We start from the raw sequence: 14,187 nt of genomic DNA, 5'->3' as shown, positions 1-14,187 counted from the left end.
TTTCATCACTTATAGCTACTCCTATAGGATTTTCAAAGTTTTTATCTGTTTCTTTATAAAGTTTAAATTCTGCTCCTTGTAATGGCTTTTCATTTTCATCTAGCTTAGAAAACTCTATACTTCCTCTAATCTTTCTATTAGATATACTTTCAGGATTTGCTTTCACAATACTACCATTTTCAGTTATATTAACAGTTAACACTTCATCTGAAATAACATATCCCTCTGGAGCTTTTGTTTCTTTTATATTGTACTTTCCATATTCTACATTTGTAAAATTCACATATCCATTTTCATTACTTATAGATATTCCTATAGGGCTTTCAAAGTTTTTATCTGTTTCTTTATATAGCTTAAATTCTGATCCTTGTAGTGGCTTCTCATTTTCATCTAGTTTAGAAAACTCTATACTTCCTCTGATCTTTGTATTAGATATACTTTCAGGATTTGCTTTCACAGTACTGCCATTTTCAGTTATATTAGCAGTTAACACCTCGTCTGAAATAATATACCCCTCTGGAGCTTTTGTTTCCTTTATGGCATATTCACCATACTCCACATTTTTAAATTGTACTTTTCCATCCTCATCACTTAATGCAGTAGCTAAAGGATTTCCATAGGAAGTATCTGAAAGTTTATAAATAGTAAACTCTGCTCCCTTAAGAGGAGTATTATTGTCGCCGGTTTTAAAGAATTCAATTTCACCTGTAATCTTTTCATCTCCATAATTATATGCTATATTCTTTTCATCTTTGGTACTTTTAAGTTGAAATGTATACAATTCATTGCTTAACAAATAGCCTGTTGGTGCAGTCTTTTCTCTAACATAGTAGTCTATATCAAATCTTAATTTATTAAATATAGCCTCTCCACTTGCTCCCGTTGGATCTGAAGTCCTTATAACATTTTTATACTTATCAAGAAGTTCAAATACTGCTCCTTCTAATTTTATATTTTCGTTATCTTTATCTACTTTTATAACATTAATGCTACCAGTTTCACCAACTCCACCGCCACCAGCGCCTTGGAATATAACATTAACATTCTCTGAACTTGATGATTGCTCCATTCCTGTGCCTATAAATGATATCGAGTTAGTAAACGGTGACTTTTTCTTATCAACTACATTAGTTCTAAACGTTAAACTATAAGCTTCTTCTGTTATAGAAGGTAATGTAAATGTAAATTCTCTTGTTTCCATATTATATTTTACATTATTATGATCTAGATTAACTTCATCTCCTTTTTCAAGACTTCCATCAGGATTTAAAACCTGCTTATATAATTTTATGGATGTAGTATCAAGTTCAAGACCTTCTTGCAGCGTATCTGTTAAAACAGCATCTTTAATTAATACTTTGTTAGAATTAATTGTTACATTCCAATCAATATAAGAATTTCCACTAGTATAGTCAGCTTTTTTATCTATTAAAGTACTTTTTATCGTTCCTATTCCTGTGCTTTCTATACCATTAGGTGTTAAATCATTTATTAGCTTAACAGTATTTTTAAATTCCTTTTGTCCATTAGTGTTAAATACAGAAGTATCTGTGATTTTAGTTTTAAAGGTTATTACTTGCTCATCTTTAATTTCACTAGGGAAATTATATCTTAAGATTTTATCAGCTTCATCATAACTATAGTTTGATGCTTCTGCAGCGGTTCCATTAATGATAACAGACCCTGGAACAAATTCTTGTCCTTCCTTTATAACATCTGTAATGTAGGCATTAGGAAGGGTCATTTTGTTTTTGTTAACTACTACTTTCCAAGTAATTTCTCTTGTAACATAATTGTAATCCTGGCTAACCTTATTGATAACTTGGCTCTTTACACTTTGTTCTCCTTGAGCCGTTGAAGTTATAATATTGTCCCCCGTTAATTTAGCAACATTATAATATTTTTCATTTCTATTTCCTGCATAGACATTAGGATCTGTTACTTTTGTTTTAAAAGTTATTACATAAGTTTCATTAATATCACCGTTAAATGTGTAAGTTAGTGTTCCAGTTTTCCCTTGGTTGCTTACTACTGGCACATAGTCAAAGTTTCCTCCTGGAATAGTTTTATTTATAGTAGCAGAGTCTTCTACATATTCTTGTCCTAATGGTATATTATCAGTAACTACTGCATTTTTTATAGTTCCTTCGTTCCAATTAACCACGATTTCCCAAGTTATTTCTCCTGTAGCTGCATTGTATCCTGATCCCAACTTATAAATAAGGCTAGTGGGTACTGTAACTCCCTTTTCATCTGAAGCATTACTTGGAACTCCATCACCAGTTAAAGTTGCTTTATTATTATAAGTTTTCCACTCATTAGAATTAAATGCCCCTTCATCCGTTACATCTGTTGAAAATTCAATTTTATGCGGCTCATTGATAGCAGTTGGAAAACTATAAATGAATCTTTGTCCATTTATAGTGTAATTATCCTTAGTTGAATTCCCATCTACCTTAACACTATCTGGTGTAAAAGTTAATCCATTAGGTATATCATCTATAACTACAGCATTTGGAATACTTCTGCCATTATTGTTTACATAAATTGTCCAATTAATTTTCTTTGTTGCTGCATCATACATCCCGTCTTTTCTAATAAAGTCTGTAACGATCCTAACTGATGCTTCATTAGAATCTACACTAGTTTCATCATGATTAAAGGCTGCTTTATTATACTCATATACTGTAGCTCCTTCAGATTCAAAAGCTTTTTGATCTGTAACCTTAGTTTTAAAGGAAACTATTTTATAAGTATCTATTACACTTTGAAACTTATAAACTAATTTTTTACTGACATTATCATAGTAATAATTTGTGGTATCTGCACTAATTCCATTTACTTCAACAGATCCTGGTATAAATTCTTGTCCTTCTGGAATGTTATCCACAATTTCAGCATTATTAACCTTAACTTCTTCTGGATTAATAGTCACTTCCCAAGTAATCTCGTTTTTAGATGGATCATAGCTTCCTGTCTTCCTAGCAGATGCTTTAGGAATCTCAGTTTTTTCAAAGTTTACATTAATTACAACCGGAGATGAATTTCCTCCAAGTTCAAATGTAATAGGTACTGTATTCTCTTTTCCTATTTGTTCAGGATCAAATTTAGTATCAATGTAAAAGAATCCTGAAACATTTGAATTATTCTCCGCAAATTCTGTAAAGGTAATTTCAATGTTTCCATCAGTTCCAATTTTAACATTTGCAATTGTATTACCATTATCAAGAGTAATAGGAAAGTTTAAATTACTTATTATTTGTATTTCCTTAGGTATTTTCAAATTATAAATGTCACCTTTTTTTACTGTACCCTGATTAGGTATAGTAAATTTATAGGTTAGTTTAACTTCTGAATTTCTGCTTATAGGATTTGATGATTCATTTATTGCGTTACCTTCTCCATTAGCTAAAATTACATCAGTTATAAATTGAAAATCACCTTCTATATCTTCATCATTAGCTTGTACTGTAGGAATAAAGTAAAAAAGTTGACAAACTACAATAACAAAGGTCATGAAAATAGATAATCTCTTCTTTAGTTTGGATTTACATTTTTTTTTCTTCATAAAATTGCTCCTCCCTAATAATTTTTTACAGCAAAAAACCGACCTTATATTAAATAAGATCGGTTGCACTACTGACTAAGAATACACAAAGTGCCCAAATTAGTTATATTCTTAAATGTCTTCTTAAAAATTTTATATGTATAATTTTATCATGGCATATAGATATTCGTCAATATGCCATTTATGTAAAATATATATCATCAAAAGAAATATATGTATATAGTTCAAATTAAATGTCTATTAATTTAATTAAATTTAGTCTCCAACTATGTGCTACACAAAAAAGAACCTATATGAATAGTCTTTTTAAAGTGCCTATTCTATAGGTTCCATTTTATTACTCCATACTAGCTTTTAATATTACTTATACATCTCTTTCTATTCTCTTTATTATCAACTAAGTCTTCTTCCAATTTCCTCAAGGCAATTTTTTGCTTTATTCATTATTGGAATTAACTTACCTTTTTTATCTTCTTTAATCTTATTAATACTTTTATCTAAATCTTCATATTTTCTATCTATAATTCTTCTTGTAATTTCTGGATACTTCTTTAATAGCTCAATATCCTTTTCCTTTATATCGTCGTACATTACCATATCCTCTATAGAATCTGCCACTCTATTGAATATGTTTATTTTAACTAAGGTTGGTGAATCATCTTTCACACGATCAAATTCCTTTTTTCTTATAAACCATGGTTCTGGAATATCTTTTTCAAGGTTATCAGCTTCGCTTTCAAAAATAACTAGATTTTTAATACATTCTCTATGTTCTATTACATCAAAATGTCCTAAATATTCAGTCTTTTTAGCTTTTTTTATTATATCTTTAAACTCCATAAGCCCACATCCTTTCCTTATATTATATATAATTCTATATTCCTTTAAACATTCCTTCTCTATTATATACATTTTTTCTTAGCGAAATACACAAAATACTTATAAAACTTTTTATAAGAGATATTTTCTGTTAATTTTAAGTTAAATCTTCTTTAATTATTGTTAAATAAAATGCTTTCCTCTTACTCTAAAGTTAATTTCATTGTATCTTTAGAGTGAATGCAATTTTAAAATACATATTGTTTACTGGAGGTTTGCCACTATGGAATCATTATTTTTAGTCATTAACCTTTTAGGAGGTCTTGGAGTTTTTCTATTTGGTATGAAAATCATGGGGGATGGTCTCGAAAACCTAGCCGGTGAAAAGCTAAAGGGCATTTTTGATAAAATCACATCTAATCCAATTAAAGGTGTAGCAACAGGTGCTATAGTTACTGCTATAATTCAAAGTAGTAGTGCTGTAACTGTTATGATAGTTGGATTTGTTAATGCTGGTATTATGAACTTATCTCAAGCAGCTTCTGTAATTATGGGTGCTAATATTGGAACTACTATAACTGCTCAATTAATTACCTTTAATTTTGATGCTATCGTACCTGTATTTATTGCTATTGGAGCCGTTTTAGTACTATTTACTAAAAACAAAAATTTTAGAGAATCAGGTAATATAATTTTAGGTTTTGGTATTCTATTTTTAGGTCTTACTTTAATGTCGGATGCTATGTCACCACTTAGAGATTCACCAGTGTTCACTAATCTTATTTTAAGTTTAAAGGGACATACTCTTTTAGGTCTTTTCTTAGGAATTGCTATGACTGCTATAATTCAAAGTTCTTCTGCAGTTACTGGAATTTTAGTTGCTTTAGCTTCTGTTGGAAGTATTCCAATTGACATAGCTATTCCAATTTTATATGGTACTAATATAGGTACTTGTGTTACTGCCCTAATATCTTGTTTAGGAACTACTAAAACTGCTAAGAAGGCGGCACTAATTCACCTATCTTTCAACGTAATAGGTAGTATAATATTCTTAATTCCACCAGTTTCTAATTTATTATTAACCGCAGTAACAACTATTACTCCTGGTGTAGCTGGTGAAGTTGTAGCAAAACAAATTGCCAATGCTCATACAATATTTAATGTAGTTAATACCATATTACTATTACCATTTATAAAGTACTTAGTAGCTTTAGTTAACTTTATACTTCCTGGAGAGGATGAAAAAGAAGTTGTCGAAGTTAAATATATAGATGATAGATTATTAGAAACTCCTACTATAGCCTTTGGTCAAGCAACTAATGAAATCATTAGAATGGGTACTATAGCTAAGGAAAATTTAGAGGCTGCTTTAGAGGGCTTCACTAAAAACAATTTAGACTCTATAGATAAAGTCTATAAGAATGAAAATCTTATAAATATGCTAGAAACGGATATAACTAAATATTTAGTTAAACTCTCCAATTCTGATATTGGAGACGATCAAAGAACTGCTATAGCTGCATATTTTCATGCTGTTAACGATATAGAGCGTATCGGAGACCACGCAGAAAATATTGCTGATTTAGCTAAAGATAAAATTTCTAAAAATATTAAATTCTCTAAAGATGCAGTTGAAGAACTTAGCTTAATGGTGAACACCTGTATAGAAGCATTAGAACATAGCATAGAGTGTTTCTCTGATTATAGTTATGAAAAAGCTTTAGATGTAAGAACACTTGAAGAAAAAATAGACTCCTTGGAAAAAGAATTAAAAGTATCTCATATTAAAAGGCTAAATAATGGTACATGTGATGCCGTTGTAGGTACTTTATTCTTAGATCTTATTAGTAACCTTGAAAGAGTCGGCGATCACTCTGTTAATATTGCCGAAATACTTTCCCAAGTTTAGCCCTAAAAATATTCTTATAAAAAGCTATAATTTTAGGATTTTTTAATCTTAAAATTATAGCTTTTTCTATTTATACATATTTAAATCTCCTTTTGTTAAATTCACGTTAATTTTTCTTTATCTGTTGTTAATTCTTCTTTATGCCTTGTTAAATATTGTAAAGCGCTATTAACATTACGACTTTTATATCGTATCTTAATTATAGGAATTATAAAAATTATAAAAACCGATGGAGGTTAGTTATGCTGGAAACGTTAACTTTACTTATTAATCTCTTTGGAGGAATCGGATTATTTCTTTATGGTATGAAAATTATGGGAGATGGTCTTGAGAATCTAGCAGGAGAGAAACTAAAAGGTATTTTTGATAAGGTTACATCAAATCCAATTAAAGGAGTCTTAACCGGAACTATCGTTACAGGAATAATTCAAAGCAGTAGTGCTGTAACCGTTATGATAGTAGGATTTGTAAATGCAGGTCTTATGAACTTATTCCAAGCTGCCTATGTAATTATGGGAGCAAATATTGGAACAACAGTTACTGCCCAACTTATTACTTTTGACTTTAGTGCAATCACACCAGTATTCATTGCAGGTGGTGCTGTTCTAGTTCTTTTCTGTAAGGATAAAAAATTTAAGGAAAGTGGTAATATAGCTCTTGGCTTTGGTGTACTCTTTTTAGGTCTTACTCTAATGTCTAATGCCATGACACCATTAAAAGAGTCTCAAATATTTACGCAACTTATATTAAGTTTAAAAGGCAAAACAATCTTAGGCCTTTTACTAGGATTATGTATAACAGCAATAATACAAAGTTCTTCTGCTGTTACCGGAATTCTTGTTGCTCTAGCTTCTGTTGGAAGTCTTCCAATTGATGTTGCTATCCCGATTTTATATGGTACAAACATAGGTACTTGCGTAACTGCTCTACTATCCTGTGTTGGAACTTCAAAAACTGCAAAGAAAGCTGCTTTAATTCACTTATTTTTCAATATAATTGGTAGTATTATTTTCTTAGTTCCACCAATTTCGAACTTACTATTAACTGCTGTAACAACTATTACTCCAGGAGTAAGTGGGGAAATTGTAGCCAAGCAAATTGCCAATGCTCATACAATATTTAATGTAGTAAATACTATATTATTATTACCATTCACTAAATACTTAGTAGGCTTAGTTAACTTTATACTTCCCGGTGAAGATGAAAAAGAAGTTGCTGGAGTTAAATATATAGATGATAGATTATTAGAAACCCCTACAATAGCCTTTGGTCAATGTACAAATGAAATTATTAGAATGGGAAATTTAGCAAAAGAGAATCTAGAAATAGCCCTAAAAGGATTTAATGATGGCAATCTAGATATTATAAATTCAGTATATAAAAATGAAGCCTTGATAAACATTCTTGAAACTGATATAACTAAATATCTAGTAAAGCTCTCTAACTCTGATATTGGAGATGAACAAAGATCAGTTTTGGCCTCCTATTTCCATGTAGTAAATGACATAGAACGTATAGGTGATCATGCTGAAAACATTGCTGATTGGGCTATGGAAAAGAATGCAAAAAATATTAATTTTTCAAGTGCTGCTATAGACGAACTTAATTTAATGTCCAAGTTATGTATAAGCTCATTAGACTATAGTATAGATTGTTTTTCTCACTATACTATAGAAAAAGCTATGTCTGTTAGATCTATAGAAAGTGAAATAGACTCCTTAGAAAAGAGCTTAAAGTCTTCTCATATTAGAAGATTAAATACTGGCGTATGCAGTGCTACAGTGGGTGCTATGTTCTTAGATATTATTAGTAATCTTGAAAGAGTTGGCGATCATGCTGTTAACATCGCTGAAATACTTTCTGAACTATAATATCTCCCTAAAATAAATTTATAAACATTTTTAAAGCTACAATTCAAATATTCGAATTGTAGCTTTATCCCTTTTTTTCACAAAATAGCAAGAAAATCTCCACGAAAGTCATGTAAATTTTCTTGCTAGATTTTCTCTTAAATATTGAATAATATAACTAAACTATTATAGTATTTGAACATCCATTAGCTTTAACTATAGCCTCTAATTCTTTCATATAATCATTAGTAGGTACTGTAGTTTCAAGTAATTCTTTTCTTACGCCCATAGGTCTATATTTGATCAGCTTATATTGGATATTAGGATTAATTTCAGCTAATAGCTTACTTCCCATATCTACAGTATACTTATTATCAAAAACTCCCGGTACTACTACAGTTCTAATTTCATATATCTTATCAAGCTTCCCAAGTTCTTTTATATTTTCTATCACTGTATCATTCATCATCCCTGTAAGCATTTTATTCTCTTCTGGCTTAAATGCTTTTAAATCTATCATAGTTTTATCTGTTACTTCTAATAGCTCTTTATCTTTATATATTGGTATAGAACCATTAGTATCTATAAAAGTTGTTAATCCGAGCTTTTTTACTTCTGTGAATAGCTCCTTTAAGAAATCTCTTTGAAGTGTACACTCTCCTCCTGAAACTGTTATTCCTGAAATAAAATACTTAACTTTTTCAATTTTTTCAAGTAGCTCTAAAGCAGTTATTTCTGTTATTTTAGGACTGCTATTCTTCTTACAGATAGCAACACAGCAATCACAGTTAACACATTTATCAATATTATATTCAACTTTGCCATTCACCATAGTTAAAGCTCCATATTCACAAACTGATACGCACTCTCCACAATTAACACACCTATTTATAGTTTCCGGGTTATGACAATAAAGACAATTATAATTACATCCTTGAAGAAATATAGCCATTCTATTGCCTTCCCCATCCACATTACTAAAAGGTATTATTTTATTAACATAGCCTATAGTTTCTTGTTTCTTACTCATACTTCCCCCTCCAATTCTCTCATAGCATTTTAATTAGGCATCTGAAAATAAATAATAAGTCAAAGATGGGAAGTATATTTTGAGTTAGACAAGGAAACAGGTTCNNGATAGTAGCACTATCTAAGGGTTCTGTTGACGCAGTATAACTCAAAATAGACGAACATTCTGACTTATTTATTTTTTGAAGATGCCTTATCTGATAACATAGCAGCCGTTCCAATACTATAAGCTTTTGCTAAAATTGTATTAGAACGGCCTCTATTATAAATTCTATTTATCCGATGACTACCAGCTCTAAACTCCATCTTCTTCAAAGTGGGAGTAAAGAGCAGCTACGTCCCTGGATAACGATTTCTAAGCTTCGAAGAAGCTAAGAACTCTGTTAATCCGATGACTACCAGCTCTAAACTCCATCTTCTTCAAAGTGGGAGTAAAGAACAGCTACGTCCCTGGATAACGATTTCTAAGCTTCAGAGGGAGTTAAAACTCCCTCTAAATCAAAGAACTCTATTTATCAGAATCTCTTAATTTTCTCTCAAGAATCTTAGAGTTTTTAACAGCTCCATATCCAAGAGCTACTGTATCTTGAAGTACTTGCTCTCCTCTATCTAAAGCTTCTATGTCAGAACGCTTAACAAGATATCCTGTAATTCTTATAACATCACAATCATCACAGTATAGTGAGAAATATCTCATATTTAATGCAAATGCACCTTTGATTATATCTAAAATTGACTTAAGATTCTTCTTAGCCATCTCATCAAACTTAAATATATCACCAATTCCAGATGGGAAGTATTTATGGAATACTGCACTTTGAATTAGGTGATCTGGTAATGCTGGTTCTTCTCCTATTGGAATTCTGCAACCTGGACTTGTTCCAAAGTCACTTTCGATTCCAACTTGAGCATGAAGTAAATAATGATTATCTGTAGATTCGCAATATTTATTTTCATGAGCATTAACCATATCATACATTTTATTTATAATAGTCTCACCTAGTTTATTAGCTCTTTCGCTATATCCAAATCTATCCTTTTGCTCTGTAGCTCCTAAAATAGTATTTACGCATTCAGCAAGACCAACTAGTCCAAACATTGCTGTAAATCTATCACTTGATATTAAACCTTCTCGTACAAGGAAGCTTGATTCAAAGAAGTTACTTTCTTCTACTATAAATTTAACTCTCTTATCCATATAATCAAGCGTTGCCTCTACAGCATCTGGTAATACAGTATTTAAGAAGTGCTCTTCATTATATGCTAGAGCCGCAAGTTTTGAAAGTACCATTCTAACTAACGTATAACTTCCTCCACCAATGTGAAGTCCATTATAACAACTAGCTATTCCATATCTTTCTCCTAGCTCACTACTAAACATTTCATGGTTGGCAAAGCTTGGTTTAGCACATGTAAGAGCTGTCTTTATTGCTTCAACTGCAAATTCATCACTAGTTTCTTTTGAATATTTTAAAGTTATATTAGGAGTAGCATTTTGAAGGTCTCTTTCTACTTCTAAAATTATTCTTCCGGCTTTAGTATCCTTTGGTCCAATATTAGCATGACAGAATGAATCAGTTATAGTTCTGTCTATATGCTTTAAGAAAAATTTAATTGCTTTATATGCTTCTTTCTCATCTTCTATATACGGATCTAAAAGAGTATCAATATTTCCTATATATACTGGGAAAGATGTAATTGATGGTACATGCTTATACAGAATAAGTAAATTATTTACTGCATCCCATATATCATTTGCAGGAGTTAGGTTTAAAAACTCGCTTCCATTTTTCATAAATGCTTCATAGTCAGGTACAATGTATCTAGGTCTATATGGGGCATCACCTTCTTTAAGGTCACATATAACACCTGCATTTTCATACATTTTTGTTCTGTCAGATTTATTTAATACATCTAAACTATTCTCTGACTCCCTAGCTAAATTTAAAACTTTCATTTCATAAGTTAAAGTCTTGTCTTTAATAATATTCATTATACTATCTTTCATTTTATCACTCCTATGACATATTGAAATTAAGTAAATATTATTATGTTATTCCTGCTTAACTACATCATATTAACTAAATACAATATAATTAAGCCGTACTTTATTACAATAATGCAATGTTTATAATAAATTTATCTTAATTATAGTATATATCAATTTAAGAGTTTTTTCTACTACCTAATGAAGAATAATTATTAATTATGTAAACCTTTTGAATAATATTTTAACTTCATGAAAATTCTACCCTTATATATCCTTTTTAAAATAAATTTAAACTTAAATTTAAAAAGTAAATTACACAAATAAGAATTTCTGCTTATACTAATAATGTAGATATCTTTTTAAGTTGAGGTGAAACCTAAAATGAAAATCGGAATTATTTCTGATACTCACATGAATAAGCATTACTCAAAGTTAAAACATATATTGGATGAGAAATTAAAAGATGTAGATTTAATAATTCATGCAGGAGATTATACCTCCCCTGAAGTAATTTCTCTAATTAAAGAAAAATCAGAATTTGTAGGTGTTTATGGAAATAATGATAAATCTAATTTAAGAAGTTTAGTTCCTGAAAAGCATATATTAACTTTGGAAGGTTATAAAATTGGTATTTGCCATGGGGATGGAAATAAAAAAGAAACTATAGATAATGTAATTGAGACTTTTAAAAAAGATAAACTTGATATAATAATATACGGTCACAGCCATAAACCTTGTATTTTTACTAAAGGAAAGACTATGTATTTAAATCCTGGTTCTTCTACAAATAAGCGAAAAGAACCTTGGTTTTCTTATATTATTTTAGAACTTAATAAAGGTTTACCTATATCAGCCTCAGTAAACTTTTTTAAATAGATATAATATTTATTATTCATTTTAAATAAAGAAGCCTTCGCAAAATAAGCTAATCTAAATAAATATTAAAGTATATCTTCAATATTTATTTAGATTAGTAATACATTTTGCGAAAGCTCCTTCAAACTTTCCATAATATTCATTTTATATAATAGGCTTAATCAATTTAAACATATCCATAAATTCCTCTTACGGATACTTCCCCTGAGAATACCCTACTAACAGTACCATCTTTATATCTTACTATTAATTCTCCTTCATCATCGATATCTAGCACAGTACATATAACTTCATTACTTCCACTTAATACCCTTACTTCTTTATTTATAAGTAATGAGCCTTCTCTACAAATTTCTATAACTTTACTTATATCTCCTGTGTTTTTAAAATCTTCGTAGAAATCTTCTAAGTTATTTAATATATTGGCTATAAGTTCTTTTCTATCTACTTTATTTCCTAATTCAATTTTAAGAGATGTAGCTTTTTCTTTTATTTCTTCTGGAAAAGACTCCATATTAACATTAATACCAATTCCCATAATCACATAATTTACTCTTTCTATTTCTGCATTCATTTCAGTTAATATACCACATATCTTTTTACCATTAATAACAATGTCATTAGGCCATTTTATCCCTGTAGAAATACCCATATCCTTCAATGCTGTATAAACTGCTGCTGCACCAATCAGAGTAGTTCTAGGCGCTACTATAGGCTGTATGCTAGGTGTTAGCACTACAGACATCCATATTCCTGTTCCCTTAGGCGAAACCCAGCTTCTCCCAAGCCTCCCCTTCCCAGTAGTTTGTTCCTCTGCCACTATTACCATTCCTTCAATGGGATTATTACTACACTCTCTTCTACACTGAATGTTAGTAGAATCTACTTCATCATAATGAATAAAGTTTCTTCCCATATACTTAGTTGTAAGAAGAGGTGAAACTTCTTCACCAGTTATAATATCTGGAGTACTCACTAGCTTATATCCTCTATTAGAAATTGATTCTATAACATATCCAGCTTCCTTTAAGCTTTTAATATGCTTCCAAATTCCAGCTCTAGTAATTCCTAATTCTTCACTAATTCTTTCTCCGGAAATATATTCATCTTTACTGCTTCTAAGTATATTCAATATTTTCTTCTTCATTAAATACTTACCTTCCTAAGCTCTTTATTATTTCTCAGGCAAATTATATATCTCTGCCATTCTCTTTCTCTTATCAATATAATTTTGGCACCTTTCTAAGAAAATTTCAATATTCTTCTCTTCTTTTCTTACTTCTTCTTCACTCTTTGGTCCCCTACCTAACCTATCACATATTCCAAGAAGTCCTATATCTTCAATACAACCACTTTTGGCAACTCTATTAAAATCTGCAAATTCATTATTTTTTACAATGAACAGAATCTGCATATGCAATCTTACTAAGTTTAGTACATAATTATAAAACTCTTTATCCTCATTCAATTCTAAATGTGTTAAAAATTCCTCTGCCATTTTAGCTCCGACCTTATCATGGTCATAGGACGTAATCCAACCTCTTCTTATCTTTGTAGTAGTTAATTTACCTATGTCATGTAAAAATGCAGCCCACATAAACCCTTTTGGATTTCTACTTTTATCTCTCCTTTTAGCTGCTTCATCTATAACCATCATGGTATGTATCCAAACATTTCCTTCAGGATGATGTTTTGGATTTTGATCTACTTCCTTTAATTTCAAAATCATATTATATGGATATATATCTGGATAAGCTTTATTTTCTACTAAATTATTGAAATATATTGATGGTTTCTCATCCTCTAAAAGATGCTTTGTGAATTCTTCAAAATAATTCATTGAAATTTCTCCTTCCTTTGAAAACATATATGATTAATATTATTTACATATATAATACTAATTATATATAGTACAGAATCTTTTCTTCTGATTAGGTTTATAATCTATTTTACATAAGATATTATAATTTTATATTAATTTAAAATCTATTTAAATTAAAGACTTTAGATAAAATACCCTATAGTATAGACATTTATCTCGTCTATCTATAGGGTATTAATTACTTAAGGATACATTAATTTAATATTAAATTATTAAATAGATACCTTATCTTAATTTCCATTTCCAGCAGGCTTATCACTTGCA

Annotated in this window: 10 protein-coding genes and 1 riboswitch; of the genes, 3 read left to right on the top strand and 7 right to left on the bottom strand. The window is 30.0% G+C overall.

The annotated features are described in order from the left end of the window. Both B3W71_RS12865 and B3W71_RS12860 read right to left on the bottom strand, forming a co-directional pair. The coding region (locus B3W71_RS12865) for a collagen binding domain-containing protein (protein WP_346889334.1) at positions 1–3,568 on the bottom strand (3,568 nt) is incomplete at its 3' end. 48 nt (positions 3,569–3,616) lie between these two features. Continuing rightward, positions 3,617–3,700, bottom strand: a riboswitch (cyclic di-GMP riboswitch). A 261-nt stretch (positions 3,701–3,961) separates the two neighbouring features. After that, the gene (locus tag B3W71_RS12860; protein ID WP_346889333.1) at positions 3,962–4,408 is read right to left on the bottom strand and encodes a hypothetical protein; all 447 of its coding nucleotides are present in this window, start codon (positions 4,406–4,408) and stop codon (positions 3,962–3,964) included. Positions 4,409–4,670: 262 nt separating this feature from the next. Between B3W71_RS12860 and B3W71_RS12855 the strand changes: the two genes are divergently transcribed. Together B3W71_RS12855 and B3W71_RS12850 are read left to right on the top strand one after the other, a co-directional pair. Continuing rightward, positions 4,671–6,296 (top strand): Na/Pi cotransporter family protein, encoded by a 1,626-nt coding sequence (locus B3W71_RS12855; RefSeq protein ID WP_346889332.1) that lies wholly within the window; start codon positions 4,671–4,673, stop codon positions 6,294–6,296. A gap of 245 nt (positions 6,297–6,541) precedes the next feature. Then, positions 6,542–8,167, top strand: coding sequence for a Na/Pi cotransporter family protein (locus B3W71_RS12850; RefSeq protein WP_414632032.1), 1,626 nt, complete (start codon positions 6,542–6,544; stop codon positions 8,165–8,167). Between the two features lie 157 nt (positions 8,168–8,324). Here B3W71_RS12850 and B3W71_RS12845 read toward each other — a convergent pair whose 3' ends face one another. The 3 genes from B3W71_RS12845 to B3W71_RS12835 form a co-directional block, all read right to left on the bottom strand. After that, on the bottom strand, positions 8,325–9,176 hold the full coding sequence (locus tag B3W71_RS12845; protein WP_346889330.1) for a YjjW family glycine radical enzyme activase: 852 nt from the start codon (positions 9,174–9,176) through the stop codon (positions 8,325–8,327). Positions 9,177–9,346: 170 nt separating this feature from the next. Continuing rightward, positions 9,347–9,481: a hypothetical protein gene (locus B3W71_RS12840; protein WP_346889329.1), complete on the bottom strand. Its 135-nt coding sequence runs from the start codon at positions 9,479–9,481 to the stop codon at positions 9,347–9,349. A gap of 202 nt (positions 9,482–9,683) precedes the next feature. Further along, on the bottom strand, positions 9,684–11,183 hold the full coding sequence (locus tag B3W71_RS12835; RefSeq protein ID WP_346889328.1) for a YjjI family glycine radical enzyme: 1,500 nt from the start codon (positions 11,181–11,183) through the stop codon (positions 9,684–9,686). A 363-nt stretch (positions 11,184–11,546) separates the two neighbouring features. Here B3W71_RS12835 and B3W71_RS12830 point away from each other — a divergent pair, with 363 nt between their 5' ends. Further along, positions 11,547–12,041 carry a metallophosphoesterase family protein gene (locus B3W71_RS12830; RefSeq protein WP_346889327.1) on the top strand — a complete coding sequence of 165 codons (495 nt, stop codon included), beginning with the start codon at positions 11,547–11,549 and terminating at the stop codon, positions 12,039–12,041. 166 nt (positions 12,042–12,207) lie between these two features. Here B3W71_RS12830 and B3W71_RS12825 read toward each other — a convergent pair whose 3' ends face one another. Together B3W71_RS12825 and B3W71_RS12820 are read right to left on the bottom strand one after the other, a co-directional pair. Continuing rightward, complete coding sequence (locus tag B3W71_RS12825; protein ID WP_346889326.1) at positions 12,208–13,188, bottom strand: biotin--[acetyl-CoA-carboxylase] ligase; 981 nt, start codon at positions 13,186–13,188, stop codon at positions 12,208–12,210. A gap of 27 nt (positions 13,189–13,215) precedes the next feature. Further along, entirely contained in the window at positions 13,216–13,881 is a 666-nt protein-coding gene (locus B3W71_RS12820) for an HDIG domain-containing metalloprotein (RefSeq protein ID WP_346889325.1), read from the bottom strand. Positions 13,882–14,187 lie beyond the last annotated feature (306 nt).

This window comes from Clostridium sp. UBA1056, from assembly GCA_002316385.1.
GTDB lineage: Bacteria > Bacillota > Clostridia > Clostridiales > Clostridiaceae > Clostridium_J.
The sequence above is the reverse complement of the archived record's forward strand: the minus strand, read 5'-3'. Positions and strand labels throughout refer to the sequence as shown.

What these genes read in the sequence shown, in the direction of transcription:
- B3W71_RS12820 (WP_346889325.1), bottom strand. Translation starts at nt 13,881, where the DNA reads ATGAATTATTTTGAAGAATTCACAAAGCATCTTTTAGAGGATGAGAAA.
- B3W71_RS12860 (WP_346889333.1), bottom strand. Translation starts at nt 4,408, where the DNA reads ATGGAGTTTAAAGATATAATAAAAAAAGCTAAAAAGACTGAATATTTA.
- B3W71_RS12835 (WP_346889328.1), bottom strand. Translation starts at nt 11,183, where the DNA reads ATGAAAGATAGTATAATGAATATTATTAAAGACAAGACTTTAACTTAT.
- B3W71_RS12825 (WP_346889326.1), bottom strand. Translation starts at nt 13,188, where the DNA reads ATGAAGAAGAAAATATTGAATATACTTAGAAGCAGTAAAGATGAATAT.
- B3W71_RS12845 (WP_346889330.1), bottom strand. Translation starts at nt 9,176, where the DNA reads ATGAGTAAGAAACAAGAAACTATAGGCTATGTTAATAAAATAATACCT.
- B3W71_RS12840 (WP_346889329.1), bottom strand. Translation starts at nt 9,481, where the DNA reads ATGGAGTTTAGAGCTGGTAGTCATCGGATAAATAGAATTTATAATAGA.
- B3W71_RS12855 (WP_346889332.1), top strand. Translation starts at nt 4,671, where the DNA reads ATGGAATCATTATTTTTAGTCATTAACCTTTTAGGAGGTCTTGGAGTT.
- B3W71_RS12830 (WP_346889327.1), top strand. Translation starts at nt 11,547, where the DNA reads ATGAAAATCGGAATTATTTCTGATACTCACATGAATAAGCATTACTCA.